The 26721-nt window shown below is 69.6% G+C and carries 20 protein-coding genes and 1 pseudogene; 12 read left to right on the top strand and 9 right to left on the bottom strand.

The genetic code is table 11. The features are described 5' to 3' along the window. The first annotated feature begins 585 nt into the window (after positions 1 to 585). Entirely contained in the window at positions 586 to 1491 is a 906-nt protein-coding gene (locus ACZ4XX_RS24920) for a phytoene/squalene synthase family protein (RefSeq protein ID WP_468510083.1), read from the top strand. 80 nt (positions 1492 to 1571) lie between these two features. Here ACZ4XX_RS24920 and ACZ4XX_RS24915 read toward each other — a convergent pair whose 3' ends face one another. Beyond that, on the bottom strand, positions 1572 to 2462 hold the full coding sequence (locus tag ACZ4XX_RS24915) for a phosphotransferase (RefSeq protein ID WP_468510082.1): 891 nt from the start codon (positions 2460 to 2462) through the stop codon (positions 1572 to 1574). A gap of 1096 nt (positions 2463 to 3558) precedes the next feature. On the opposite strand from ACZ4XX_RS24915, the pseudogene ACZ4XX_RS24910 reads away from it, so the two are divergent. The 3 genes and pseudogenes from ACZ4XX_RS24910 to ACZ4XX_RS24900 all read left to right on the top strand — a co-directional run. Beyond that, positions 3559 to 3705: pseudogene (locus ACZ4XX_RS24910) on the top strand (IS5/IS1182 family transposase); the annotation flags it as partial. Between the two features lie 202 nt (positions 3706 to 3907). Beyond that, positions 3908 to 4642 carry a dienelactone hydrolase family protein gene (locus ACZ4XX_RS24905; RefSeq protein ID WP_468510081.1) on the top strand — a complete coding sequence of 245 codons (735 nt, stop codon included), beginning with the start codon at positions 3908 to 3910 and terminating at the stop codon, positions 4640 to 4642. Positions 4643 to 5305: 663 nt separating this feature from the next. Further along, positions 5306 to 5509 (top strand): cold-shock protein, encoded by a 204-nt coding sequence (locus ACZ4XX_RS24900; protein WP_360036272.1) that lies wholly within the window; start codon positions 5306 to 5308, stop codon positions 5507 to 5509. Positions 5510 to 5815: 306 nt separating this feature from the next. Here the strand turns inward: ACZ4XX_RS24900 and ACZ4XX_RS24895 are convergent, their stop codons facing one another. Both ACZ4XX_RS24895 and ACZ4XX_RS24890 read right to left on the bottom strand, forming a co-directional pair. Continuing rightward, on the bottom strand, positions 5816 to 6349 hold the full coding sequence (locus ACZ4XX_RS24895; protein WP_468510080.1) for a DUF7822 domain-containing protein: 534 nt from the start codon (positions 6347 to 6349) through the stop codon (positions 5816 to 5818). A 322-nt stretch (positions 6350 to 6671) separates the two neighbouring features. Beyond that, positions 6672 to 8366, bottom strand: coding sequence for an nSTAND1 domain-containing NTPase (locus tag ACZ4XX_RS24890; protein WP_468510079.1), 1695 nt, complete (start codon positions 8364 to 8366; stop codon positions 6672 to 6674). A gap of 274 nt (positions 8367 to 8640) precedes the next feature. On the opposite strand from ACZ4XX_RS24890, the gene ACZ4XX_RS24885 reads away from it, so the two are divergent. From ACZ4XX_RS24885 to ACZ4XX_RS24875, 3 genes are all read left to right on the top strand, one after another. After that, the gene (locus ACZ4XX_RS24885) at positions 8641 to 8805 is read left to right on the top strand and encodes a hypothetical protein (protein ID WP_468510078.1); all 165 of its coding nucleotides are present in this window, start codon (positions 8641 to 8643) and stop codon (positions 8803 to 8805) included. Positions 8806 to 8885: 80 nt separating this feature from the next. Then, a complete protein-coding gene (locus ACZ4XX_RS24880; protein WP_468510077.1) occupies positions 8886 to 9584 on the top strand; it encodes a hypothetical protein in 699 nt (232 codons plus the stop codon). Positions 9585 to 10081: 497 nt separating this feature from the next. Further along, entirely contained in the window at positions 10082 to 10258 is a 177-nt protein-coding gene (locus tag ACZ4XX_RS24875; protein ID WP_468510076.1) for a hypothetical protein, read from the top strand. An 879-nt stretch (positions 10259 to 11137) separates the two neighbouring features. Here the strand turns inward: ACZ4XX_RS24875 and ACZ4XX_RS24870 are convergent. From ACZ4XX_RS24870 to ACZ4XX_RS24855, 4 genes are all read right to left on the bottom strand, one after another. Further along, a complete protein-coding gene (locus ACZ4XX_RS24870) occupies positions 11138 to 11785 on the bottom strand; it encodes a YwqG family protein (protein WP_468510075.1) in 648 nt (215 codons plus the stop codon). Positions 11786 to 12145: 360 nt separating this feature from the next. Next, positions 12146 to 12724, bottom strand: coding sequence for a hypothetical protein (locus tag ACZ4XX_RS24865; RefSeq protein ID WP_468510074.1), 579 nt, complete (start codon positions 12722 to 12724; stop codon positions 12146 to 12148). A 142-nt stretch (positions 12725 to 12866) separates the two neighbouring features. Next, complete coding sequence (locus ACZ4XX_RS24860; protein ID WP_468510073.1) at positions 12867 to 14171, bottom strand: hypothetical protein; 1305 nt, start codon at positions 14169 to 14171, stop codon at positions 12867 to 12869. Positions 14172 to 14678: 507 nt separating this feature from the next. Then, positions 14679 to 15311: a hypothetical protein gene (locus ACZ4XX_RS24855; RefSeq protein ID WP_468510072.1), complete on the bottom strand. Its 633-nt coding sequence runs from the start codon at positions 15309 to 15311 to the stop codon at positions 14679 to 14681. A 148-nt stretch (positions 15312 to 15459) separates the two neighbouring features. Here ACZ4XX_RS24855 and ACZ4XX_RS24850 point away from each other — a divergent pair, with 148 nt between their 5' ends. Further along, complete coding sequence (locus ACZ4XX_RS24850) at positions 15460 to 17640, top strand: HEAT repeat domain-containing protein (protein ID WP_468510071.1); 2181 nt, start codon at positions 15460 to 15462, stop codon at positions 17638 to 17640. Between the two features lie 143 nt (positions 17641 to 17783). Then, positions 17784 to 18290 carry an Imm1 family immunity protein gene (locus ACZ4XX_RS24845; protein WP_468510070.1) on the top strand — a complete coding sequence of 169 codons (507 nt, stop codon included), beginning with the start codon at positions 17784 to 17786 and terminating at the stop codon, positions 18288 to 18290. Between the two features lie 922 nt (positions 18291 to 19212). Here ACZ4XX_RS24845 and ACZ4XX_RS24840 read toward each other — a convergent pair. Then, complete coding sequence (locus ACZ4XX_RS24840; protein ID WP_468510069.1) at positions 19213 to 19701, bottom strand: FG-GAP repeat domain-containing protein; 489 nt, start codon at positions 19699 to 19701, stop codon at positions 19213 to 19215. On the opposite strand from ACZ4XX_RS24840, the gene ACZ4XX_RS24835 reads away from it, so the two are divergent. From ACZ4XX_RS24835 to ACZ4XX_RS24825, 3 genes are all read left to right on the top strand, one after another. Next, a complete protein-coding gene (locus ACZ4XX_RS24835) occupies positions 19695 to 20012 on the top strand; it encodes an STAS domain-containing protein (protein ID WP_468510068.1) in 318 nt (105 codons plus the stop codon). The genes ACZ4XX_RS24840 and ACZ4XX_RS24835 overlap by 7 nt on opposite strands. A gap of 134 nt (positions 20013 to 20146) precedes the next feature. After that, positions 20147 to 20563: a hypothetical protein gene (locus ACZ4XX_RS24830; protein ID WP_468510067.1), complete on the top strand. Its 417-nt coding sequence runs from the start codon at positions 20147 to 20149 to the stop codon at positions 20561 to 20563. Positions 20564 to 20628: 65 nt separating this feature from the next. Then, the gene (locus ACZ4XX_RS24825) at positions 20629 to 23571 is read left to right on the top strand and encodes an NACHT domain-containing protein (protein WP_468510066.1); all 2943 of its coding nucleotides are present in this window, start codon (positions 20629 to 20631) and stop codon (positions 23569 to 23571) included. A 67-nt stretch (positions 23572 to 23638) separates the two neighbouring features. Here ACZ4XX_RS24825 and ACZ4XX_RS24820 read toward each other — a convergent pair whose 3' ends face one another. Further along, positions 23639 to 26530, bottom strand: a complete 2892-nt coding sequence (locus ACZ4XX_RS24820; protein WP_468510065.1) for a sigma-70 family RNA polymerase sigma factor — start codon at positions 26528 to 26530, stop codon at positions 23639 to 23641. Positions 26531 to 26721 lie beyond the last annotated feature (191 nt).

The raw sequence follows: 26721 nt of genomic DNA, 5'->3' as shown, positions 1-26721 counted from the left end.
TCATCCCCGCAACTACCTGGCCTTTCTCGGCCTCGCCGCCGCCATCTGCTGCTACAAGCGACTCGTCCGCCTCACCACGTAGGACACGGTATTAGGGGGCCTGGTACGAGGCGGCCATGCGATCCCAAAGGATCTGCTGGGCGGCGAGGAAATCCTGGAGTTCACGGGCGGCCGGCAACGTGGTGGCCTGGGCTGCGACCTCGTCGGCATCTGCAGGGTCGCCGGCTCGGTCGCGTGCCTGTTCGATCAGGTTCCAGAACTCACCTCACCCGTCACGGCGAGCCGGCCGACGGTCCATCAGGTCGCAGCGCGGACCGCACCCCGTCGAGGGTCGGGGGCCCCGGACCACGAACGGGCTGACCCACATGGGGAACCGTCCTGTTCTGACGTGGTCGGGGCGGGTCCGCGGCCGTCCGCCCAGCGGGCGGGGGGAACCGGTCGAAACCGTGCAGTCCGCGCCCGCCGAGCGCCTCATGCAGACGCCGGGGCTGACCATTTCAGGCGCCAATCCGGGCGCCCGGGGGCACCTCTGGGTCTCCGCCCCGGGAGCCGTAAGCTCACAGCCGACGTCGACGGGAGACAGGCATGTGGAAGCGGGCCCTCGACCGGGCCGGGGTGACGGAACCGCGGCTGCGACGGGACTACACCGAGCAACGGCGGGCGGCACGGCGGTTCGCGACGGCCGAGTACGCGGCAGCACGCATCCTGCTCCCCGCCGCGCTGCTGCCGCACGTCGTTGCCGCCGTCGCGTTCATGCACGACACCGACGACCGCATCGACCGCGGCACGCCGGACGAACGGGCGGCTGCGCTCACCGCGTGGGACGGCCTCGTACGCAAGGCCCTCGCCGAAGGCGACTCCGCCCTGCCCGTCCTGCGCTGCCTCGCGCGTACAGCCGAGAGCCACCCCGACGTGCGCGCCCACGTGGACGACTTCCTACGGGGCTGCGAGCGTGAGGTCGTCTGGCGGACCATCGCCGACGACGAGGAACTGAGGCAGTACGTACGGGAGTACTCGCTGCCCGCACTGATGCTCACGGCCGGCCTCCTCGCCCCCGAGGACGCCGCCACGCGGACGGCGTTCACCGAGGGCTGCCACCTGCTCATCCGCGCCATGCAGCGCATCGATTTCCTGGAGGACCTGCCGGAGGACGTACGCGCGGGCCGCCACGGCGTCCCCGTCGACGCTGTGGTCCGCCACGGCGCGGACCTCACCCTGCCAGGTCCCGCGCTCGGCCGGCTCGTCGAGGAGCAGGCCGACCGCGCCGCCGCCGACCTGACGGCCGCCACCCCGCTCCCGAGCCTGGTGGCCCCGCCGTACCGCCCCTTCGTCCGCGCCCTCGCCGGCGTTCAGCGCCTCCGCCTCGACGCCGTACGCCGTGCAGGCGCCTCCCTGGCGACCCGCACCTCGGGCCCCTCGGCTCCGGCCGCCGCGCTTCTGCTGCTGCGGGAGGCGGCAAGGAGGGTTCGGAGCCGGCACGTGTCCTGCTGACCAGGTGGCGGGGGTGCCGAATCCGGTGACGGGCAAGGCGGCACCGGGGCCGATGTACTCGGCCTTTGAAGAAGCGTGCCTCATACGCCCTTCAGAACACGATCAAGTGCCGCCCGGCCCGCAGGTCCCCAGTGCGGCTTGCCGCCGGGAAGGCCCCGGTCTCCGTTCTGCCCCATGAGCATCAGGAACAGGCTCTTCATAGCGGCCAGCCCACGGGCACGCCGGATCGCCGCCTCGTCTGCGTGCGCGTACATGTCGAAGAACCGTGAGGCCGTGCCGACGGGCAGCAGCACCCATGCGGCGGCGAGGTCCCACGCCGGATCGCCGGCGAACAGGGCACCGAAGTCGACGATGCCAGAGAGCGTTCCGTCCGAGACGACGACGTTCGCGGGATGCAGGTCACCGTGGACCCACACCGGCGGGCCCGTCCACGCCTGGGCCGCAACGGCGTCGTCCCAGACGGCCCGGACATCGGCAGCGACGTCGTTGGGGCCAACGGCCTGAAACAGTTTAGCGAAGCCGTCCGTGCAGTTCGTGGGATGGGCACCGAAGTCCCTGGAGATCGGCGCCTCGGCGGGCGCCTCCACATGAAGCGCCCGCAGGAAGCCCGCCAGCATGTCGGCCGCGTGGGCGCCGCGGCTGATCGCACCGTGGTCCAGCGGCTCGCCGGGAACCCACGTCATCACGGTCCAGTGCTTGGGAAAGCGCTCGGACGGTTCACCGAACCGCACCGGAAGCGGCACCGGGAGCGGCAAGCGCGGGGCCAGCACCGGTAGCCACCGCCGCTCCTTCAGCTGGAGCTCCGGAGTGGGGTCCATGCGCTGCATGCGCACAGCCAACTCATCCCCGAGGCGCCACATCTGGTTGCCCCAGCCGCCCGCCACCTCCTTGATGGGCAGCCCTGCAAGGTCCGGATGTTGCTCCTGCAGCAGGTCGCGGACCAGGTCTGCGGTGATCTCGGCGTCGGTCATGCGAAGTCACAGTACTGAGGCGGCAGGCGGAGCGGCTCTCGCTCTCCGAAACCTCGCTGTCATCCCTCTGGCAGCATCACCACTTCGGTTTCAGAGAGCTACAGATCAGAGGCTCTGGGACGAACCGGCCCCAAGTGCAGAGCAGGCCTCAACGTCAGCCTCGTCGGTGCCGAAGAAGACAGGCTCGCCCAGACCGGCGACCGAACCGTCCACCTCGGCATACCCGACCTCAGCCGGATCGCCGGCCGGACGACTACCACGATCGGGAAACCGGGAACCGACCATGTTCGTGGGGTGGAAGCGGGTCCAGGCCACTTGGTAGCACTTTTCGAGACCCTTGCCGAGGGCAGCGGCGCCTCGCCTCGCTCTCTCCGTCCGGGAACGCTGTATGGACATCGTGCCCACCGTCATGAGAGCGTCAGCGCGTGATCATTCCCCGAAAGGCTCATGCCGCGTAGACGGCCAGGCGCACTCCGTGCGTCTCAGTGGAGACCCGCCAGACCGAACATCCGGCGTATCCGGGGCCTGTCGCCCAGGACGACCGCTCTCATCCATCGTCTGGAAGCCCAGCACCCCGACCTCCACCTCGGGACAGAGAGCGCCCTGCGCTTGTACCGCTGGTTCCTGACCCAGCCTGGCCCCCATCTGTATCTCCAGCGCACCGCCTGTCCGTGCCCAGGGGGGCACTTCGACGACACGGCAGCGGCCCGGGATGCCATCGAGCAGATTCTTCACCTCCTGCCACCCCGTCCACAGCGGGAACTGGAGCTGATCGTGCGCCCTTTGGACGAGGAACTGTGGCGTCGAACGCTGCCCGATCCATTGGCCGGCCCAGGGGAGTGGTGGCACCGGCGCCTTTACCACGACTACACGCCGATGGGCCTGTTTCCGGAGTATCCACGGAGCGGTCCTCATGCGATGTTGTTGAAACGAAGCCGGAAGACTAGGACCGGGAACCGTGGCCGTTCCTTCGCCACCCGAAGGGCCGTAAATAGTCAGCCCTCCTGACGGGCAGGAGCGGTTGCCATCATTCGTCTGAGAAGCCGTGAGCCCATGCCAGTCTGATGGCGTGGCCTGCGCGACCGTGAGCCGCCTGGCCATCGTTATCTTCGACGGGACGCCGCTGACGATCGACCGGATCGCCGCCGACACCCCGTACTACTCCGGCAGACACAAGCGTCACGGCATGACCATCCAGATCCTCACCGCCCCTCTCGGACGGCTGCTGATGCCGGCGTCGGCTCCTTTCCTGTGGAGTAGGCTGTGCGGCTATGAATACCGGGACGGCCACGCGCCACACACGGATCGGCGACCCGGGGCTCTTCTGAGCGCCGTACGGGCTGGTTCGGGCCCGCTGTTTGCCCGGGGCTCTTGCGCTGCTGCGCGGTCTCCGCCTCCGTCGTGCTGATCACAGGCTCTGCACATCAACCACGACAGGAGCATTCATGCGCACCAAGACGCTGCGGATTCCCACCACGGACGGCCAGGCCGACGCCTTCGCCGCCTTCCCCGACCACAGCGAGCGGCACCCAGGGGTGCTGATGTACGCGGACGGCTTCGGCATCCGGACCGTGTTGCGGGAGATGGCCCGCGAACTGGCTGGGCACGGCTACTACGTGCTCGTCCCCAACTCCTTCTACCGGCACGGCCCGGCACCGCTGCTCGAGCTTCCCGGGTACATCGGAGAAGAGGTCCGGCCCGCGGTCCTCGCCCAACTGATGCCCCTGATCGAGGCGCACACCGCCGAACGTGTGCGGAGCGACGCCGACGCCTACCTCAGGTTCCTCACCAGCCAGCCCGAGGTCAGCGCCGGACCGGTCGCGGTGACCGGCTACTGCATAGGCGGTCTCTACGCGATGCGCACCGCAGCGGCCCACCCCGACCAGGTGGCAGCCGTCGCCGCGTTCCACGGCCCCGTAGGTGTCGATGGGACCGACCTCTTCACCAAGCTCACCGCCCGGATCCACCTCGGTCACGCCGAAGGCGACATCACACCTGAAGCCCTCAGCGAGCTCAACCAGGCCCTGGATGCGGCAGGTGTCGACTACACCTCCGAGATCTACCCCAGCACCATCCACGGCTTCACCATGTCCGACACCGACGCTTTCAGCGCCTCCGGACTGAAGCGCCACTGGGATCGCCTGCTCCCCCTCCTGGACAGCACCCTGGCCAACAGCTGAGGCTCCAGCCCGAAACCAAGGCTGAAACGGACGGAGCACCAGGCGGCATGGCGGGCCACCCCGATGTCTCCGTGGTGAACAGCGCGCCGATCACCGTGCACCGTCCTTCGGCCTCCGGGGGCCGGCGAGTGACCGTGGGCGCTTCGCGTCGACGCGGAACGTGTCCTTGCGTGCGGACGGCACGTTGGCCTCTGGGCGAAGGCACTGTTCTCCCCTCGGGTCCCTTCGTGGTGCCGGAGTGCCGTTCAGCGCGCTCAGCACCCCGGACTGCCTGGTGTAGTGATGGGGCTGCCGGACCAGTGGGCCCCGACCACGGTGCGCCGGTCCGGCAACCCGGAAGCGCGGCGCCGGAAGCGGCCGCGGTTCCTTGCAGGTGCGGGGGCCGTTACCTTGCACGCTGCGCTCTACGACGACATCGAACCCCTGGCCCGCACTGTGCCTCCTACACCCTGATGGTCACCTGTCCCTGGGGTATGGGGCGTTTCCAGTAGTCACGGAAGGTGTTGGCGTGTACCGTCCCCGTTAGCTGTCGTGGTTCGGATCTTCCCTTTGCCCATGCCTTCGGCGTGGGCTTTTTTGCTGTGCTGTGCCGCAGGGACCAGGGCGATCACCTCCGTCTTCCACATGGTGTGGGAGGCGTTCATCGACTGGAAGGCATGAGACATGGCTACGGGAACTGTGAAGTGGTTCAACGCGGAGAAGGGTTTCGGCTTCATCGCCCAGGACGGTGGCGGCCCGGACGTCTTCGCCCACTACTCGGCGATCAACTCCTCGGGCTTCCGTGAGCTCCAGGAGGGCCAGATGGTGACGTTCGACGTCACCCAGGGGCAGAAGGGTCCCCAGGCGGAGAACATCAATCCCGCCTGATCCCACAACCGCGTCGGCGGGACCGGGGCGGACGCAGCACCTTCGGTCTCGCCGTCCGCACGGGGGTGACCGGCGGACGCCCTACGAACCGGCCCGGGCCCGGCACGCTCACCGTGACGGGCCCGGGCACAGGCGGTCGCTTGCGGGGCGTGGCGGAGCCCTGCGGTGGAGCGGCCGAAGGCTGCTCCACCGCTGGTGGGGGAGTGCCTGGGGGCTGTTCCCCCGCAGGGCTCGGACGAGCGCGACCATGAGGTTCTGTCGTCCGGGTCAGGGCCGGGAGCGCCTGGCGTCGTGTCGCGGGCGTCGTCAGTCGGGGAAGGAGAAGTAGAGGGCGTCGCTGTAGAAGGACGCGAAGTGCTTCTGCCAGTCGGCTCGGACGGAGGACAGCCATTCGTCCTTGTGGCCGGCGATTGCCGCCTCGGCCTTGGCGACGGCGTCGGGGATGTCCTCGGACGCCAGACGCTGCACGCTCGCTGCCGGATCGTCACCCGACATCGAGATGATCTCCCCGGTCTCGAGGAGGAAGTACTTCGCCTGCTGCTTCTCGAGGTGGGCCGTGGTCCTGGCCACGCATTCGGCGAACTCGGCGTCGTCCTCCAGGCCCTTGCCTACCGCGTGCAGGAGGTCGCGGAGCAGGGCTGCCCCGTCGGCGTAGTCCGCGGCGATGCCGATCCGAGGGTTCCAGATCATGGACGGGACGATCGTTGTTCCGCGTCCCACCATGAGCTTGTGCGCGAGCGGGATGTCCCAGTTGTGCTCGGATATGCATCGGACCTGCTTGGGGATCTCCGCCTCGTTCGGCATCGAGTCCGCAGAGTAGAGATAAGAACGGTTCGCCATGGCGGCGACGCTAGCACCGGGGACCGACAACACCGGAACCGCTGGGCTCCCGGAACGCGTCGATGATCTGAGAGCGGCCGTCCGTAGGGGTGGGGCTCAACCACCTCGCTGCGTCGGTGCGTCGGGCGGGGACGGGCTTGAGGCCCTCGCCGTACGGTTCGCCGCCACACTCCGCGCCCTCACCGGGCGCCGATCGGTCCCTCTGCCGCCGAGGCCCGCGCCGACGGACGTACGAGTCCCATCGGCCGCAGGTCACGCCCAGCGCGTCATGCCACGGCACCTCACCGGCTCCTGTGGCATCGGTGTGACGGCCACGGTCATCTCATGAGCCACTGGTTCTGCGCCTCGACCGGCTCGCCGGTGGGGAGACGGCGGCAGCGGTGGTGCAGTGGGTCGGCGCGATCAGGGGGCGCTGCCGTGTGGCAAGGATCTGTCCCCAGGCGAGGCGAGCGGTGATGACGGTCGTCATCGCGAGGAGGGGTACGACGGCCCGTGCGGTCCAGCGGACGCGGTTGCCGCGTCGATGGGTGGCTCTGCCGGCGGCGATGAAATCGGCCTCGAGGAGGGTGAGTCGGCCACGGTCGGCGGGTGTGGTGAAGTGTGCGTCGAGCTGGGTGAGGCGGACCGGTGATATGCGCACGCCGGGGTCACGGCCGACGGCTTCCCAGGCCTCGGCGGCGTCGGTGAGCCAGCGATGCAGGCGCAGTTTCTCGCGGTCCTCTTCGAGCCAGGCGTGTAGTCGTGGCCAGGCGGTGATGAGGGCTTCGTGGACCAGGTCGACCGTGTCCCCGTCGAGGGTGATCAGCCGAGCCCGTGCCAGGACGTCCAGAACCGTTCTGGTCTCCCGTACGCCTCCGATGGATTCGATCTCCCTGCGGCTGGTGGGCCGACGGGTGTCCGGGGCATTGGAGCCGGGAGTGATCAGCCGCAGCATCACCTGACGGGTCGTCTCGGCCTGGGCGGGGTCCATGCGTGCGTAAGCGGCCTCCGCGCTCTGGGCGATCACGCCGCGCATGGCGCCGGCCCGCTCGTACCCCTCCAGGGTGAGCGTGCGACCGCGGCGTCGGCGCCAGGTTTCCAGCAGTGCGTGGGAGAGGAACGGCAGGCTGGCACTGCGGCCGTGGACCTCGTCGATCAGGGTGGCGGTCAGGGCCCGTTCCACCACTAGGGAGCGGGCCGTCGCGGGGCCGATGATGGCCTTGCGTAGTTCGTCACGGGTCAACGGGCCCACGGGGAGGCTGGCCCTCCGGATCGTCCGGGCGAGTTCGGTGTGGGTCAGGCAGTGCGCGTAGAAGTCCGCCCGGATTCCGAGGACGACGTGCAAGCGACTGCCCGGCTCGCGGGCGGCGAGCAGGCCGGCCAGGAAGCCGTTTCTCTCCTCGTTGTCCTGGCAGAGGGTGAACAGTTCCTCGAACTGGTCGACGATCAGCCACGTGTCGCCCTGAGTGTCGGCCGGGCGGAGGGCCTCACGGTGTCGGCTCAGAGGCCGCCCGCCGGGAGTGAGGATGCGGACCGCCGCCGTGGGGACCCTACGGTCACGGAGCCGGGGAACGATGCCAGCCCTGAGCAAGGAGGACTTGCCGCTGCCGGAGGAGCCGAAGACGGCGACGACCCGGTGTCGGTCCGTGAGGGCCAACAGGTCGTGGACCAGCCGGTCGCGGCCGAAGTAGAGATCGCTGTCGCCGGGCTCGAACCGGGCCAGCCCGAGGTAGGGGGCCGGTTCGTCCGAGGACTCTGCGGCCCGGGAGGCCAGTTCGTCGGACACCTGGGCCCAGCGTTGTTCCCACTCCACGAGGTCGCCCCCGCAGGCGGCGACGTACCCGTGCAGCACGGGCAGCGTCGGGAGCTGTTCGCCCGAGGCGGCCCGGGAGAACGTGGTCGCGGAGTAGGCCGTGGCGTGGCGGGCCATCGTCCCGTACGTGGGGCTGCCCGCCTCCTTTCGAAGCTGCCGCAACGCGAGGGCGAACACGGCCACCGGTCCGGCCGCCGGGTCCACGGGCTTCTCCTGGCGTCCCACGATCGCGCCCCCCTTCCGGTCGGCCGCCGACCGGTCTCCTGCCAGTCATGAATCCAAGCCGTAGCAAGACGTGGGCGGCAAGGCGCTTTTGCGTCGTGCGGTGGCGATGCGGATTGATTCACCGCCGGGAGAGGGCTGCGCAACAAACGTCCGTCGGCGAAAGCTCGAGGTGAGGAGGGATCGACCTCCCTCGGACCCGAACGGTTTCGTCCGTACCCCACCAGAGAGGCGGACGAGCCCGGTCGGCCGGGACCACGACACACAGGAGGACGTCATGCCGCTGAGTGACGACGAGATGCGTGACATCGAGGAGAACCGCCGGCGTGCCGAGCGTGAGCACGCGGAGTTCCGGGCCAGGCAGGAAGCCGAGCACCGGGCGCGGATCGAGGAGCAGGAGGCCAGGCGGCGCGCGGAGGAGCGCTCCGGCCCCACTTGGTAGCCATCGGTACCTGACAGACCGCCGGCGCCGCGGGCGATCGCAAGGGCTCGCGGCACCGGCCACACGACGGAGGAGTAAGCGTGAAGAGATCAGACATCGCCCGCGTCCTGGGCTCCGCGGCGGCAGCCCTCGGCCTGGTCGTCGGCTTCACCGGTCAGGCGTCCGCTGTCTCCAGCTTCCGGTACACGCACACGGACAACGTGAGGTGCGTCGCCGGCTACGCGGAGACCAGCGCGGGCTCCAACGGCGGCGGATACTCGCGGAGCATCACGTACGGCTACAACCGTACGTCCACCGGGGGTTGCCAACTCGCGAACCAGTACACGGGCTGGCTCTCCAGCGAGCGGCACATCCTTGCCTTCGACATGGCGAGGGGCGTGTGGTGGAAGTGCGCCGGGTTCGGACCGCTCCGAAACCACGTCCCCGCCGTGGGCGTGGAGCTCGCGGGCAACATCAACCGAGCGTGCGGCGGTGACGTCTGGTACGCCACGAACACGGCCGCGTACGGCTGGGACGGGGTGGCGTGGCGGGGCAGTTGGGTCGTCTCCGGCAACCACTGGGTCCCCCGCGTCGCGCTTGCCACGCACGGCACCCCGGCGGCCCCGAAGATCAGCGCGGCCGAAGCCGTCCGACGTGGCGAGGTCCGTCTGGGCAGCCCCACCGGCCCCAAGGCCGGCGCCGCGCAGCTCCAGGCTCCACCCCGGGTGGCCGGGTCCACTCCCGTATCGCCCTCGACCCCCTCGGACAGTGTGAACGGGTCGAGGACGATCACCCGGTAGGGGCGGCTGCCCCAGCCTGCCGCCGGAGGTCAGCGGTGCCGCTGCCCTGAGGGGCCGCGACGGCGAGGACGGAGAGGAGGAGGATCAGGGCCGGCCCGCGCGCGGACCGAGGGGGCCCATCCGCCACGGCGGCCCTGGCCGTCCTCTCCGTCCTCCCCGTCCGGCAGCGCGTCCACCAGTGCGGCGCAGCGGGCCACTTCGGGTGCTGCCCGCGCGGTGTTGCCGCAGACGACGTCGCAGAAGGTGATGACCTTGCAGAAAGAGCCACCTGGCGGCGTTGTCGCCGAGTGGCTCGTGCACGGCGGGACCACCCGGCCCCACACGAGCGGCTTCGGCGGCCAGGTGAGGGCGGAGCGCGCAGACGGGACCGGGGAGAGCGTGCAGGTCCTGGACTACATGGGCTGGCTCGTTGCGGGGCCGGGAGGCTCCCTGATGGCCTGGGGCGGTTCGATCGCGGACGGCGAAGGGCTGTACCGGGTCACCGTCGGCGCATCGGGGTGCCCGTCGCGGAGCTCGTCGCCCCCACCGGCGAGCCGTCGGTCCTCGTGTACGGCGGCGCCGACATGCCCGCCACGATCGACCTGGACCGGGTGCAGGGGGTGGAATTGCGTTGGAAGCTGTCCGGTCCGGGCGTGAGCGCACGGGTCACGATCGCCCGCACACCGGGGCGCTGAGGTGACGACCGGGGCGCTGACGGCTCCGGCGGTCGCCGCCGGGCAGCCGCCGCCCGCCACCGCCCATGAATCGACGGACGAGCAGGCGCCGCTCGACATCCCGGCCGACTCGAGACTGCTCAGCACGGCTCCGACCGGCCGCCCTGCCGACCAACGCGGGCCGGCAGGCGCACCTCCGTCTACCGCTGGACGCCTCACATGGGTGGCGCACCGTCACACTCCCCGCCGGACCCACATGGGACAGCACGGGCACGGACCTCGTCGCGTCCAACGAGCTCGCACACGGTAAGCGGTGAGACAGCCACCTCCGGATCGCCGCTCATTGCCTGTGTGGTCGCGAATGTGACGCGCACAGCGAATATCAACGACCGGAAGATCACGGTCTCTCAGCTGCTGCGATCGCTGAACTCGTAGCCGAGGTCGCACCGTTGTGGCATGAACGGCACCAGGCCAGGTTTCTTCTCGGCCGTGCAAGTGTGCCGTGGGCGCCGGCGCGCAGCACCCGGTCTCCGTTGACCGGCTCCTGGCCACGTCGTGCACCTTCGCCATGCGGCTACTCATGACGTGTGCTGGCCTGCTGGTTTGGCGGGGACCGTTCGACTGTCACCCGGGCCGTCGGCGAAGGGCGGCCACTGCTCCCCGAGCGAGGATGCACCATCAACCCGGACGTGCGGCTGCGCACCCTGGCAGAGGTGGTTGACCATCTCGGCGCGACTGGGAAGACCGGCATTATCGACGGTACCGAGAGCCGGGCGCACTGGCGCTTTCTCTGCCCCTCTGCCGCAACGCCGCGATCGGGCTGCGTCGACTCCGCCCCAAGAAACGCTCTGCGGCGTCCGAGCCGGCTACATCACCGTCCGTACCGCTCGCAGGTGGCCCTCAGTCCGTGAGGAAGGCTCCCTCGCGACAAGGACGGCAGACGAAGACGTAGCCCAGCTGACCGCCGAGGTTCATCGCGGTCTCCCGGGTTATCCCCTCCTCCAGGTGGGCCGCGAACTCCATCGTGCCGGTGCAGGAGGGACACCCAGGCAGGCGGTCGTCCTCAAGATAGGAGGGACTGCCTCCGAGTGACCCGAGCACTTCGCGCTGCTTCCCGAATCGTTCTTCGGGTTCCCGCTTCCACCCCGAGCGGGCAAGGTCGTAGGCGTCAGGCTCGATCCCTTCCTCCTCGCATGCCTCCTCGGGGTCGATCGTCACGACGTGGGTGCGGATGGCCGAGGTGGCGGGCAGCAGCGTCAGTCCCGCCTCGGGTACGGCTACCGGCCGCAGTTCCTCCCGAGGAAACACATAGACCCTGTTCGCGCTGGAGCTCGCGTCCCAGAACTCACACGCCCCGGGGTCGTTCTGGCACAGAAACACCGAAAGGACGCCGTACTCGACGGGGAGATGGGCAAAGAACTGAAGCGGTCCCCCACAGCCGCACAGGGGCCAGGTGAATCCGGCAGGAGCCAGCGGCACGCCCCCGGTGCGCAAGGCGTCGGAATCGGCCGGTGCGGAGCCGTCGTAGATCATCAGCGCTGTCTGCATGGCGAGAGGCTACAGGCCGCCTGCGACAGGCCCGGGGAGAGGGCGCCTTGCGCCGGACACACGGATCAGCCCTCGTCCTGGTCGTGCCCGGGGAGAGGGCGCCTTGCGCGGGACACACGGATCAGTCCTCGTCCTGGTCGTGGTCGTCGGGGTCGCCTCGTCTGGGTCGCGCAGGGGTCGCAGGCCCTGGGCGGGCCCGCTGGCGGCGATGCTGAACCGGTAGCGGTCCAGGAAGTTCGTGCGCGCGTTCTTCACCGCGTCCTGGGGCCACCCCCGGCCAACGTGGTGGTGCTCCGGTAGGGCACGGGTTCGGGCGGGCGGCGGACACGGCCGGCCCCTGGCCCTCGGCCCCGTGGTGGCTCAGGAGTAGGTCATGGGGCAGCCGTTCCGTATGGAGTACTGCGCGGCGCGCAGGTAGAGAGCCACGTAGAAGGCCGCGTCCCGGTCCTCGGCCCAGGGTCCTGTCCGCGCCCGGGCGGTCCGCTCCGCCCCGCCCTCCAGGAACCACAAGTTCAGTGTGAGGTTCTCGCCCGCCGGTATCGCGTCCACGGGCAGTTCGACGGCGTCGGCGAGCCGCTCGGCCAGGGCGAGCACCCGCGGGGCCCCGGCGACCACTGTCTCTTCGCCGGAGTAGGAGGTGCCGACAGGGAGCACGATCTCCTCCTCCAACGCGAACGGCACCAGCACACTCCAGTCGAGGAGGGCTGACAGCTCCGCAGCGGTCAGCTGCGTCCTGCACAGCGCCACGAAGCCGTCCATGGACGGGCTGACCTTTTCCTCGAACCAGCCCGGCGCCTTCTCTGCGACCTGGCGCAGCTCGTGAGGGGGCAGCCCGCGCCGCTCCAGCTCGGTGTTCAGCGCGGCGGCGACGTCCCCGTACCCGCCCTCCCCGAGTTGTGACCAGTCCTGTGCGGTGACACTCACCAGATAGATGCCCATGATCGCAACGTACCGGCCGCCACCGACAACGTCCCTGCCTCTCGTAGGAGCGCGGCAGCCGTGCGCACCGGTTCAGCACCGCCTGAGGCGTGGATCGGGGCAGAGGCGCCGACCGCTCGACCGCCCGGCACCCAGCGCCCTGTCAGGCTTCGCCGCGCCGGGCCCAGGTCCCTCTTCCACCCGCCGTCATCAGCGTGTTGACGATGTGCGACCGGTTGCGGCCGCCCCGAAGCAGCCGCTCGGCCGCCAGGCCGAACGCCAGCGCAGGTCCCACGAGACCGAGGGTCTCGCCGGTGCCGAGCGCCAGCCCCGCTCCGGCGAGCCCGAGGCCGGTCTCGGCCGCGGCCCAGGCGAGCCGCCCGGGCCGCTCTCCGGAGGCCGGCAGCTTCCGCCGGACCGCCCGGAGCAGTGCGGGGAGGGCGTCGTCGGCCGCCGCCGCGTCCCCGGCGCGCAGCGCCGCCTGGAAGGCGGCGCGTCGACGGGTCACGACCTCGTCCTGATGGATCTTCGCGATGTCCTGCCAGCCCAGTTCGGCGACCGCCGCCAGGTTGCCGGGGGCCATCCCGTGTTCCGCAGGAGCTGTGGCCCCGGGGCCGGCGGGCTCGAAGAGCGCGTCCGTCGGACGCCCGAGGTAGAGCCCGATGTCGGCCGCTTCCGGGAGCGACCGCGGGGACGCCCCGTCGGTGCCCAGAGTCCGCTGCACCGCTGCGTTCCAGGCCTGCGTCGCGGTGTTCCACATCGCCGTCCTGTGTGGTGGGTCCGTCGCGTCGAGCTGGGTGAAGAGCACGGCCCTTCGGTGCCGGTTCGACGGCTCCACGTGCTCGTCGAGATAGACGAGGGTGCGTTCCACCGGGGCGTAGTCGTGGCCGGGGAGCCCCGGCAGCTCCGCCACCTCCTCCAACACGTCGCGGTACGAACAGGGGTGCGTCACGGCGCTCGTGCCCAGCGGCACTCCCGCCTCGCGGGAGAAGTGATGCAGGGTCCAGGCCACGGCCTCCAGCCTGCGCCGGATCACCCCGCCCTCCTCGTACCGTGCGCCCAGCGCGGTACCCCGCGCGAACAGCGGCCCGGGATTCGCCTCCCTGCGCTCCAGGACGGCTTCGGAGAGCCTGACCAGGGGCTCCGCCGTGTCGAACGAAGACGAGAGCCAGCCGGGCTCCAGGGCGCGGTGCAGGCCGGTGGTGACCAGGGCGAAGGGGTCGCTGCCGGCCGGAGCGGCGGTGGTGCAGCGCAGGAACGACGGGCAGCCGCGCACGAAGGACCGGAAGTCCTCCGTCTCGAACAGCGCCTGCACCGCCTGGCTGTCGATGAGCTGCACGTCGCTCAGCACCACCGTGTGCCCTAACAGGGCCTGGATCTTCAGCATGACGGCCAATGACGTGTCCTGCGGACCCCACCCGGACACGCGCAGATGCTCACCGTCAAGCCAGTGGGCATAGATCTCCATGGCTCCCCCTTCCCCTGCCGAGCGAGGGGCTCCCCCTCGGCAGCAGACCCTACGGTGAAGAAGCCAACTGCGGTAAGCGCCTAGTCGGTTGGGGCCCGGCCGCACATCCCGCACTGCCCCAAACCGAGACGGCGGTGGCACAGCCACAGAGCGGCGGAGAACCCGGGCTGGTTTCGTCCACGAGAACGGGTTCTGGCTCGACCTCTGATTGCGCCGTGAGGCGCTGTTGGTTCGAGCGGAGGTGGAAGACCTGCACCAACCCGCTTTCACAGCAATTGGGTTGGAGCTGAGGGCAGCCTGATCCGGGTGACGCCGGGGAGGGCGAGAGCGGCCCTGACAAAGCTGTGACGTGTCCAGTACTGCCAGAGGGGGCGGGTCCAGGAGTACGCGAGGAACCGGCGTTCCACGTCTCTCAAAGAGACACTGGCTCGAGCCTGGCGGATCTGGGCCGGAAGCGGTGCGCATGCAAGTCATGCTTTCGGGTGGTCTGACAACTCCTGGGTCGGTCTACGAAAGCTGGCTGGGAGGCCACGAGGAATGTCTGCGGCGTACTCGTGGCGATGCCGCAGGGACACAGTCGGGCTCCTCCTTCGTCGAGCGAACCACAGCGCACACGGGAACCGTCCCTAACCTCGCCCTGCCCCCTGTCTCCATCAGGCTGCCGGGGCTGAGCGCATCGACCGCTGATCGGTTGGGGACGGGGCGGAGCCGCCGTAGTACTCCGAGGCCGGGAGAGCCCTGTTCCTCGAAGATCGGCTTCCAGGTGAGGGAGAACACGGTGCTGTAACTCGGGGCGGTCAGGCGCTGTGTGACCTTCTCGCCGGTGGCGACGTGGGTGAGCGTGACGTCCAGATTGGCGTCGCCTCGCGACAGCGTGCACTCCAGAGTCACTCTGCCGTTGGTCTTGTCGAGTCCCGCCACGGCGGGGACGTTGACCTGGTCGATCGTGAGCGGGGCCGCTGTGTTGGCCGCGAGCGCGGTCGGAGCGGTGGCCAGGGTGCCGGTGCCGAGAGCCGTGACGGAGAGGACGGCCGCGACGGCCAGGCCGAGACGCTTGCCGGTGGTGCGGTGCCGCAACGTGGAACCCCCACGAGGAAGATCGGGCACGGGTGTGCAGCGGCCGATGAGACTCGCGATCATGTCGAAGGGGTGTATGAAGCCCTGTCGGACCGGATTTCACCGCAGAAACGTCAACGCCACCCCTGCGGGGCGGCGTTCCGCTGTCGTGGGCCTGATGTCGTGACCGGTCCCGTCCCGGCTGTCAGTGCTGCCATGCATAGTGCCGGTCATGATCAACGACTTGGACAAGATCGACTGGGCGTCCCTGGGACATGCCTACGGGCCGGCAGGCGACGTGCCCGGATGGCTGCGCGGCATGGTCTCGCCCGACCTTGACGTACGCGACAAAGCGTTCGGCGACTTCCACAGCGCAGCCCTCCACCAGGGCAGCGTGTACTCGAGTACGGTGGCCAGCCTGCCGTTCCTGTTCGCGATGGCCCACGACCCTGCGACTCCTGACCGCGGAGAAGTCGTCGCGCTGCTGCTCAACATCGGGCGGGAAGCGGTCGACGCCGAAGAGATCTACGCCGTCATCTGCGGCGAAGACGGTGAAGAGTCCACCATCTACCCGGACACCGCGCGCCTGATGCGCGAGCACGCCGACGACTTCGTCGCCTACGCCGGCGACCCCGACCCGAAGGTGCGCAGGGCCGGAGTCGAGGGCCTGGGCCTCTTCCTGGACGACGCCGAACAGGCGGTGGGGCTCCTGCAAGGCCGCCTCGTGGAGGAGAGCGGAGCTGCCGAGCGTCTGCTTGTGGTGCGGACGATGGCCGACCTTGCGCTCCGTCTGCCCGCAGCCGCTACCACGGCGCGGGCGTGGCTGGACACGCTGGCCGACAGCGCCACGACTGATCCGGATACCCGTCTGGCGGCGCTCGTCCACCGGGCGCGCTGCGCTCCCGAGTCCATCGACGACCAGACGGTGCCGAGGGCGATCGAACTGCTGCGCCAGGTCACCCCCGCGCCCCGACCCGAGGAAGAGCAGGGCGGCCGGGATCCGTCCCGTCCGTGTGCGTGCGAGGCCGAGCCCGAACCCGACCCCAACGTCCCCGGGCACATCGCGGCTGCCTTCGCCGATCTCGAACGGCACGGACGCGTCCACGCCGCCACCACCCCTTTGCTGACGGCCTTCCACGAGGCCCTGGGCGAGCGTGCCGGGGGCCGGGCGGCTCTGCTCACCGAGCAGCTGCGCAGCGTGGATCCGGGGACTCGGTACGACGCCATCGACATGGCACGCAGTCTGATCACCTCATGGCGGGGCGATCACACCGCTCTGGTGGAACTCATCGCCGACTGCCTGCTCCCGGACGACTCCTACACCGCCGCGGCCGCGGCCGAAGCGCTCGGCTCCCTGGCCACCCTCGCCGAACCCGCCCGCGAGGCCCTCGCCACCTACGTCACCACCCACCGGCCGGAAGCGTGGGCCAGCCCGCACCGTGCCGTGCGCCGAGCCCACCAACTGGCCATCGTGGCGCTGGCCGGCCTCGGAGACGAGCGGGCCCTGCCCAGCCTGCTGACCGCGCTGGACACCGACACCGATGCCTGGCGCGCAATGAACGCCGTCGGCCATCTGCCCCAGTGCGCCGCGGAACTCTCCCCCCGGCTGATCAGCCGCCTCGCCGACATCGACCACTCCCAGGAATGGCCCGATGTCGGCCCTGCGACGCTCGCCTCCGCCCTCGCCAGGCTCGGCGATCCGGCGGCCGTACCCGCACTCACCGAGACCCTCCAAGCTGCCGTCCGGCACCAGCAAGGACGCACCGCGGAGCCTGCTTTGAAGGCGCTCGCGTCGTTCGGTCCCCGTGCCGCCTTCGCCCTGGACCTCGTCCGCCCCCTCACCGACGTCGACGACGTCTCCCTGCGCACCGCTGCGGCGAGCGCCGTCTGGGAACTCGAACGCCGTCCCGAGAGCGTCGTGCCGCTGCTGGAGCGCCTCCTCGAGGACCACCGGAACTTCGACGCGATCGACCTCGCCGGCCGCATCGGCCCTGGCGCCGCAGTAGTACTGCCGCGGCTGCGGCAGATCCTGAGTGAGCGGGTCGAGCAGAACGCGCGCAACGAGCAGAACGGCTCGGCCGTGCTGAACGACTCGTGGACCCTCGTTCACGTCGCATCAGCCCTGTGGGACATAGCCGGCACGAGCGAGACCGGCACCGTCGTGCCGGCGCTGCTGGCCGCCTGGAAGGACAATGACTGCACCGCACGTGACGTCCTCGCCTGCCTCCATCGCATGGGCCCGGCCGCACGCCCCGCCCTGCCCCAGATCCAGGCCGCACTTGAGCAACCCCACCGCGGCGATCCGCGGTGGTCAGGTGCCGTCGCCTTCGACCTGGACATCGAGCACACCTGCCGCGTCATCCTCGCGCGCCTGACAGACCTTCCGGATCCGGCACCGGCCAGTAGGGGATAGGGGATAGGGGATAGGGCCTGTTTCGAAAGTGGAGCTCGTTCGCTGATGATCACGTGCTGTGCGATGCGGGGGGTCTGACGAGCGGTCGACGGGCCCGGCTGGAGCCGTTGCTGCCGTGGGGCGTGAGGTTGGGGCGTCGGCAGGTGGACACGACGGCAGTTGCACCGGAAAAGCGAAACGGCGAATGGCGCTCAGAGAAGCCCCGAAAGCAGGCTGAAGTGGAAATCAAGGCTAGAGCCCACTATAAGGCGGGGCATTGGCTCCAACCTCAGAGAATAGAAACGTCCGAAGATGTCGACCGAGTGATCGACTTCCTCCTTTCGGCGAAGGAGGAGTATCATTCGGCGGCAACACTTCTTTCCCTGAATCGCCGTACTCTCCCGTCCGGATTCCCTGACCATGAGTTCATCGTCGGCGTAGATCCGGTCCACCGTAAAGGCGCTATTGTCTTCGGCTACGAGGCCTTTAACTTCGCAACCCTGGGCGAAACCGAAAGCGCGGAGGGGATCCTCTATCATGTCGCCGGGCATGAAGCGTACTTCCCGGAGAAATGCGAACTCCCCGTAGACCGTATTCGGGAAGCTGTAAAAGAGTTCGTGTTCTCTGGCGGAGAGCTGCCAACCTGTGTCACCTGGCAGCCGGTTGCGTAGCCCGCAGCAGCCGCCTCGGTCGGTATCGTCGCAGAACGCGCATCGGTTCAAGGTGCGCCGAATAGCCCGGGCGGCAGCTGGGCCACTCTATTATATTTCCTGACGACGGGCCGATCAGGAGTGATGTTCTCGTGGCAACTCTTCCGAGATGATGGCCGCCTGGTGTTCACGGAAAATAGGGTCACTATGGCCATAGGTGGACGGACGCTACACGCCAGCTGTTCCAGAAAGTTTATGAGTGATCAAGGGATTGACCTCGACTACCGGCCGTGGGGTTGCGATGGGAAGCTGGACTCCAGTGGTGCATCGGGAGATGGCGCGTGGATTGGGGTCATGCCCGATGGCCGGATCGGTGTATGCGTGGAGTCAGAGGGACCGTCCTCCCTTGAGGATCGCGATTTGTGGTGGGGGCTTCAGGCACGCGGATCGGTGTTGTGCCGATCTACAACGACCTGCGCCCTCAGCTGACGCTCGGCCCGGCCGGCCGATCTTGGGACAATCTTCGGTGAGATAAATTGCGGTCCGTCAGTCTTTGTTGGCTTCGATCTCTCGGTTCTGTGGCAGTGCAGCGAGAGAGTGAGGATTTGCGGGTTGGTGCAGGTCAGCGTTGGCCCCCGGGGGGAACGCACTGTCAGGAGTGTTGGAGATTTCGGTGGTTCCACTGCCACGGGGTCCACGGGGTGCTATTCGTGCAGGTGGCGTGCTGACATGAAACCGAAAGATCTCGCATGATCACCGCCCTGATGCGACGCGGTCTGCCCGCTCTTCTTCCCGACACTCTCCCCCTTTTCCCGCCTCTCTGCCGGCGGCGGCCGACAGCACCACCCTGCCGAGGGCAGCCGCCGGCGCGCCAGGAACCAGGCGGGCAATTTGAGCGGGGCGGCGGCTCTGCTCTCTTGGGGTGCGTCGGTTGGGCGGCGGGTCAGAACAGCAGGGAGCCGTCGCTGATGAACCGCCGTGACGCGTCGATGTCTTCCGCATTCGGGAAGGGATCCCGCCAGTCGCCGCTGCCGCGGTGGAAGCTGAGGCTGCCCGTGTCGCCGCCGGTCACATGACGGACGACGAGGTCGGCACGGCGGTCGCGGTCGGCGTCGCCGGCGGGGATCAGGTCGGTGTAGTAGCCCCAGGCGCTGTTCACCCGGGTCCGGGCGGCGAAGGCGCCGTCGCCCTTGCCGAGGTAGAGCCAGTCGACGCCGTTCCTGTCGCGGGCGATGAGGTCTCCGGCCGGGCCGCCGCCGACGTTCCCCGTGGCGGTGACCCTGTTGTAGATCCCCCAGCCGCCGCCGACCCTCGCCCGGGTCGCGAACGGGGCCGAGGCCTTGCCTGCCCGCGTACGACCACAGCACGCCGCTCTTGTCCCGGCCGAGCAGATCGGCGTGGACGGTGCCGCCCAGACTTCCGGGGGTGACAATCCGGTCGTACGTGTCCCATCCGGATCCGACGACGACCTCCGACAGGGTGTCCCGGCTGTCGCTGTTGAGGACCTGGCGAGCATCGAAGACGGAGAGCCGGCCGCCGCTGCGGAAGAGCAGGTCGGGCGCGGTGCTGTTCGAGAATCTGTCGTCCGCGACCTTCATGGACTCCAGCGCCCTCCACACCCCTCTCTCCTTGCGAAGCGACATCAGCGCGGAGGGCGGAGCCCTGGAGCTGTACGGCATACCCGCGCAGGCCCGACGCCTCCTGGGTATCACCGACACACGCCCTCTGCTCACCATCCGGTAAACCCGGCCGTGTGAACATCTCCTACTGCCGCACAGAACTCGCCTGACGGTGGAATCCGTGTCGCCGTGACGCCACCCAAGTGCGCCCCCGCCCTCTACATTGGTCATCGGATCACTATCCGTGGGGGGTGGGGCATGGACCCGATCGCACTGGTGGCGGGGACCGCCTTAGTGAGCGCCATGGCTACGGATGCCTGGCAGCAGGCGAGGGCCGCGACGGTGGCGATGTGGCGCCGGATACGTCCGGAACGCGCCGACGGCGTGGGAGCGCAGCTTGACGTCCTGCGTACGCAGGTGGTTGCCGCGCGTGACGCGAACGATGCGGACACCGAGCAGGCGTTGGCCGGGGCCTGGCGGCTGCACTTCCAACGGTTCCTCGAAGAGGAGCCGGGCCTTGCCGCTGAGCTGCGGCAGCTGCTGGATGACCACCTCGGCCCCGTGTCGTCCGAGAGCGAGCGCACGCGGGACGCGCCGGTCGTCATGAAGGCGGAGAGCCATGACAACTCCCGCGTCTACATGTCGGGCAGGGACCAGCACATCACTGGATCGTGAGCACCCCCGTGGGAGGCCCTGCTCCACGCCAGGAAGCCCACGCCCACGACAATGCCAGCGTCTTCATGTCCGCCAGGGACCAGTACATCAGTGTCTCCACGGGGCCGGCGGCCCCCGACGACGTGCCTGTCCGGAGATCCGGCCCCGCCCTCGCGCTCATGCTCGCGCCGTTCTGCCTACTCGTGGCAGGTATCGTCCTGGCATCGGTGGGGTACGGCGTCGGTCGCCGGCCCACCGGACCGCTGCTGCTCGCGGGCGCGGTGTGCATCGTGCTCACGGGCCCGTTGCTGAGGCCCGGCGTCCGGCGGTGGCGCCGGGAGCGGCTCCGGCGGAGCCCCGGCCTGACCCGCCGCCTGGCCCGCCAACTCGACGCCGCCGCCGAGCAACTCGTACACGAACTGGGTGTGCAGTGGGAGCGCGAGACGAAGCTCCGCAGACTCCGATACCCGGCTCCGCTGCCGGTGCGCTGGGTCAACGCGGAGGCGTTCGGCGACCACTGGATGAACATCCGCACGGACGACGGGCGTGAAGCGCCGCTGGATCTGTCGGGCACCGGTGCCCTCAACGAGGCGTACGCCAGAATCCCTTCCGGACGACTGCTCGTTCTTGGCGAGGCCGGAGCGGGCAAGTCCGTACTCGTGCTGCGCTTCGCCTACGAGCGCCTGCGGGCGGCCCAGCCGGGCGGCCGTGTTCCCGTACTCCTTCCCATGGCCTCATGGGACCCGGTGGCGCAGGACCTGGCGTCCTGGGCGGCCGAGCGTCTGGCGGCCGACCACCCGGCACTGGCCGGGCGGTCGGTCTCTGGCGAGCCGATCGCGGTCGAACTCCTCAGAGCAGGACGACTGTTACCGGTTCTGGACGGCTTCGACGAGATGAGCGCGGGCACTCGGCATCATGCGCTGCGCAGACTCCGCGCCTCGCTCGGGGAGGAGGATCCCTTCCTGCTCACCAGCAGGGTCGACGAGTACGAGGCCGCGGTCGGGCAGGCCGACGCCATGCTCCCGGCAACGGCGGCGGTACGCGTGGAGCCGCTGAGCGTCCTGGAGTCGGTGGACTATCTGCGCCGCTCGACACGGAAGCTGGTCGTCGGCCGGACCGTGGCCACCAAGTGGGACCCGGTCTTCACCCAGCTGCGCGAGCACCCGCGTGACCTGCACGTACTGAAACTGAAGAGTGCACTGACCACGCCGCTGATGACCGGTCTGGCTCGTATCACCTACAGTGACACGTCACGTGATCCCGCCGAGCTTCTGGATCGCCGCCGCTTCCCCACACGAGCGGCGATCGAGGACCACCTGATGGACCAGCTCGTCCCGGCGGTCACCGATCACTCGGAGCGGATCACACGGTGGCTGACGTTCCTCGCCCAGCGTCTCGACTCCTCGGAGACCCAGGACCTGGCGTGGTGGCGGCTGAGCCCGGTGGCTGCTCGAGCGGCTCGGGCGGTGGGGGCGGTGCTGGCGTTGGGTGCGGCCACCGTGCTCCTGCGGTGGCAGGTCGACCTGCCGATGTCCTGGTTCGGCATCGAGCTGCCGGTCTGGGCCGCCTTCGGTGTGCTCTGTCTGCTGTCGGTCGCCGATGTGGTGTTCGGTTGCCGGGCGCCGCTGCCGCGACACGTCCCGCGGACCGAACTGGCGCGGATGGGCCGGCCCGTGCTCGCCATTGCGGCGTTGTGCGTCGGGTGGCTTCTGTACTTCCAGTCGGTGGACTCCCTGCTGGTCCAATCGGTCTTCACAGTCGCCTGCCTGTGCTTCTCCGTCGGCCACTGGATGTGGCGGCGAAAGAGGCCTCGGACCAGGGACGGTAGCCAACAGACGAGTCAAGAGTTCCTCGACGGTCTTCGTGAACGGACGAGCGGTTCGGTCACCCGCGGCCCGGAGCGGACGCTGAGCGAAGACCGATTGGCGACGCTGGTGTCATTCGGGTTCGTCAACGTACTGGCAGGGGGCTCGGCGGTCTCGCGGGCAGCCTGGCTCGTGATCTTCGCGGGGATCGCCCCCGTCTTTCACTCCTTCCGGCCGGGCACCTCCGCCATCGTGGTGGCCGTTGTACTCGTCGCTCTGGCCGTACTCGGAACATCGTCGTCGGCCTGGTTCGGCTTCGACGTTGCCAGAGCGTGGCTGTGGGGCGCGGGGAGGCTCCCGTGGAACGTGCTCGGCTTCCTCGCGGAGGCCCACCGCCTCGGCGTACTGCGCCAGTCCGGCGCCGTGTACCAGTTCCGGCACGCCCGGCTCCAGCAGCGACTCGCCGCGCCGACCGGTGATCAGTCTGCCCCGGCTCGGATGCCGTCCGACAGCTCGACGAACGCGGTTTTCCGGTCTGCCCTCGGCTTCACCTCCGCATGTGTCATCACCGTCGGATCCGCCGTGCTGTGGTGGAGCATGAGCCTCAGTCAGCTGAGCGCGTTGCCTGGACCACCCAAGGAAGGCGGGCCCTACGAGACGATCGCCCCCGTCTGCGAACTGGTCGACCGTGAAGCCCTGCGAAAGACCGTCCCCGAGCCACGCGCAGAGCAGTCCGGGGAGGACTACGGCTCCTTCGACGTGAGGCGGTGCTCCTGGAGCGCCGGCACCTCGACTGCCGCGGATCCCGTCGTGGAACTCGTTGTCGTCCTCCACCGCCCCACATCAGCGCGTACCGCGGTGGAGGGGGCCGACAACAGCTTCGACGAGAGGGAAGGTCTCGGTCTCCGCTTCGTCGTCCCCGAGCACACCACGTTTCCTTCCGGGCTGGGTGACGAAGCTCTCTCCGTGGTGGAGTACAGCGAGGCCCGCCCGCGGGTCGTGACGGTTGTCCGCTTGGGGAACCTGATGCTGAACGTGAGCTACGAGGTGACCGGCACCATGTGGGGCGATACGCAGGGTTACTCCCGCAGTACCCGGATCACGCAGGAGCTGGCCCGCAACGTCGTGGAGAATCTCCCCACCACGCTCCCGGGATCGGACGCTTCGCCGCAGGGCCGACCCGGCGCCACACACGGCCATCGGGCGGCGGCGCTCGCGCACTGACCTGAGCTGCCTCGCCACGTTCAGGGGCCGGGCCGTCTCCGGTGGTCCCGAGGACGGCCCGGCCGTGTCAGGAGCGTCTGCGCCGGGCGACTACGAGCAGGCCGGCCCCGGCGGCAAGGACGGCCGCGGCGATGCCCAGCGGAAGCACCGGGTCGGACCCTCCGGTCTGCGCCAGCGGTTCGTTCCCGCCGTGGGTCGTGAGGCCGGAGCCGTCGTCACCGACCATTCCGGGCTCCGCGCCCTTGCCGCCGGTCACACCCGCGTCGTGGGCCGTGTCCGCGCCGTCTGCGGTGTCCGCACTGGCCGTAGGGCCCGCGTCCGTGGCAGTGGACGGTTCGGCAGTACCCGCGTCCGGGCTCTCCTGCCCCTGCGCCGACGAGTCACCGCCGCCCGCGACGGCTCCGAAGCTGTACGCACCCCGGTCCGGTGCGCTGCCCTCGCGGGTCGCCCCGGTCAAGTCGGCGTTCATGGCCGGGAGCGGAATGCCGGAGCCGATGGCGGGTGAGCGCTTCGTGAGCCGGAAGTCCGCGTTCGGGCTCGTGCCGGGGGCGGTGAACTTCGGGTCGGCGATGATGTCGTGAGGGCCCTTGGTCTCGGGTGCCTTGCCTCCGAAGTAGACGTTGTAGTCGTACATGACGTTCACGTTGCGGGACTTGCTGTTGGTGGCCTGGCCCGGGCGGCCGTAGGCGATGTTGTTCAGGAGCCGTACGTCGGTGCTGTCGTGGGCGAAGATGTTGGCGTAGGGCGTTGTGATGCGGGTGCTGCGACCGTTGAGGTAGGCCGTGTTGTGGACGATGTCGACGTGCTGGCTCTTGTAGGCGTGGATGCCTGAACCGCCGTTGTCGTAACTGATGTTGTCGGCGACCAGCACGCGTCCGTCGTAGGCAGGCCTCCCGCGCTCGGGGTCGCCCTTCGTCGTGTCGACGATGATGCCGTTGCCGTCGGAGTAGCAGCGGCAACCTTCCCACTTGACCTTGGTCTCGTTGTCATGGACGCGGTTGCCCGTGATGCGGATCCTGTACGTCCGGGGGTCGCCGCCTCCGGTGTCGCGGGGGGTGAGGACGGAGATGCCGCTGGTGCCGTAGACGGTGAACCAGGCGTTGGAGTGGACGTGGTTGCCGACGATGTCGACGTGGTCGGCCTCGATCGCGGAGATCCCGCCTCCCGCACAGTCGTGCACCAGGTTGCCGGTGATGTCCACGTGGTGGGGGAACGTGCCGGACTCCCGGTTCTTCTCCACGGATATGCAGTTGGTGTTGTACGTGGGGTCGGTCTTGCTCGACGAGCGTTCGGCGTCGGCCAGGGACAGAGCGCCGTTGTTGCCCTTGACCTCCAGGTTCTTGATGACGATGTGGGACGCGCCGTAGACACTGATGCCGTTCCAGGCAGTCCTCGGGTGCAGGACCGGGTGGTGGCCGGGATACGCCGTGAAGGTGATGGGAGAGCCCGGACGCCCCGAGCGCTTTACGGTCAGTACGTTGGATCCCTTGCGGGACTCGGTGTACGTGCCGTTCATGACGGCGACGACGTCACCGGGGCCGGCGAGGTCTGCGGCCTTCTGAAGGGTGCGGAACGGTGATCCGGCCGAGGTACCGGGGTTGGAGTCGCTGCCGCCGGCGCTCACGAAGTAGGTGGGGGTGGGGGTCTTCGCGGGCAGGGACGTGTGCAGGACGCGAGCGACGACGTGCGACGGGGCGGGGCTGCGGTTCTCCGCGGGGGCGGTCGGCCCGGGGGTGCGCGGGGTGGCGCTATGGGGCGCGGTGGTGGCGGGCGTCCTGGTCGTCGTCGACGGACTTGCCTGGGAGGCCGCGCTCCGCGCGCCGACGGGGTACTTCGCACCCGACGGGACCATGACGAGGCCTGTCACAGCCAGCGCGGCCACCCCGGCGGCGACGGTGGCGCCCGTCGCCTTGGCGGAGAGCCCGCCGAGCACACCGTGGTCGCCGCGCGGGCGGCCGGTCGTACGACGGCCGTGACCGTGGGGCGCCCGCCGGTGGGCGGCGGGCCGAACGGAGCCGACGGGGTGGGGAAGGCGGCCCCCGGCGCCGGCCGCCGCGGCCTCGACCGGGCCGTCCGCGCTCAGGCCGACGGTGTCCGCCGGACTTCCCGACGCGCCGAGCGTGGGCTGCTCCGCCGACCCGGTCCACCCCGATGCTCCGGCCGCTCCAGGATCTCCCGTCCGGCCGGGTACGAGCAGGGGCAGGCCCGCGAGCAGCCGCTCGGGCGGGACCAGCCTGCCGGCGGAACGACCGCACGGCTCGCAGGAGCGGAGGTGCCGGGCGATCCGCTTACGCAGCAGGGGGCTGGGAGTCGGGTCGTCCGGGCCGGCGAGCTTGGTCAGCTCCGCGCAGCGCGGGGTGCGGGACAGCGCTCGGACGACCGTCCGCGCCACGTCCAGCTGGGCCTTCATCCGCTGGACCTGGACCGCCAGATGGGCCGTCGGCAGGTTCATGGCCGCCGCGATGTCCTTCCGGGACAGCCGCCCGCACGCCTCCAGCCACCACAGCGACAGCAGGTCGCGGTGGGACGGGTCCAGCCATGCGGTGGCTGCGGCGACCTGTCGCTGCTCGGCGGAGAGCGACTGCCGCAGCAGGAAGAGGGTCGTGAAGTCGGCTTCCGGAGCGTGCCGTTCGTCGGCGTGCTCCCATGTCGTCAGCCGTCCGGACCGCGCTCGGCGCCGGGCGTCAGTGAGCTGGCGGACCGCGATCGCCACCAGCCACGAGCGGAACTTCGCCGCGTCCCGCAGGTCCGGCAGTGCGCGGATCACCGCGACCATGGTGTCCTGCACGATGTCGTCGACGTCGAGGTCGGACTCCGCCGCCCGCCCGACCACGTTGTAGACCAGCGGCAGGACGCCTGCGGTGAGCCGTTCGACGGCCCCGGCGTCCCCGTCGCGAGCTGCCTCGACCGTGTGGCGGTCCGGAAACGTGTCGGCCCTGTCGGACTTGTCATGTCGCATGCGGTACATCCTCGGACAAGAGCAGGTGTGGCTGCTCTGGTGGGCGGTTGTCGCAGCAGGAGACGAGCGCCCGCCCCGGGCATAACACTTTCCGCACCCGGGCACCGGCTGCCCGTCTTCCTCGCCGGACGGACACTCCTCGGGCCAGCCACCCGTATCAGCGTTGAGCGGGACGCTGTACCGGCAGACGT

The sequence above is a fragment of the Streptomyces sp. NPDC029956 genome (assembly GCF_055574655.1).
Note: the sequence above shows the minus strand (reverse complement) of the source record. Positions and strands in the feature narration are given on the sequence as shown.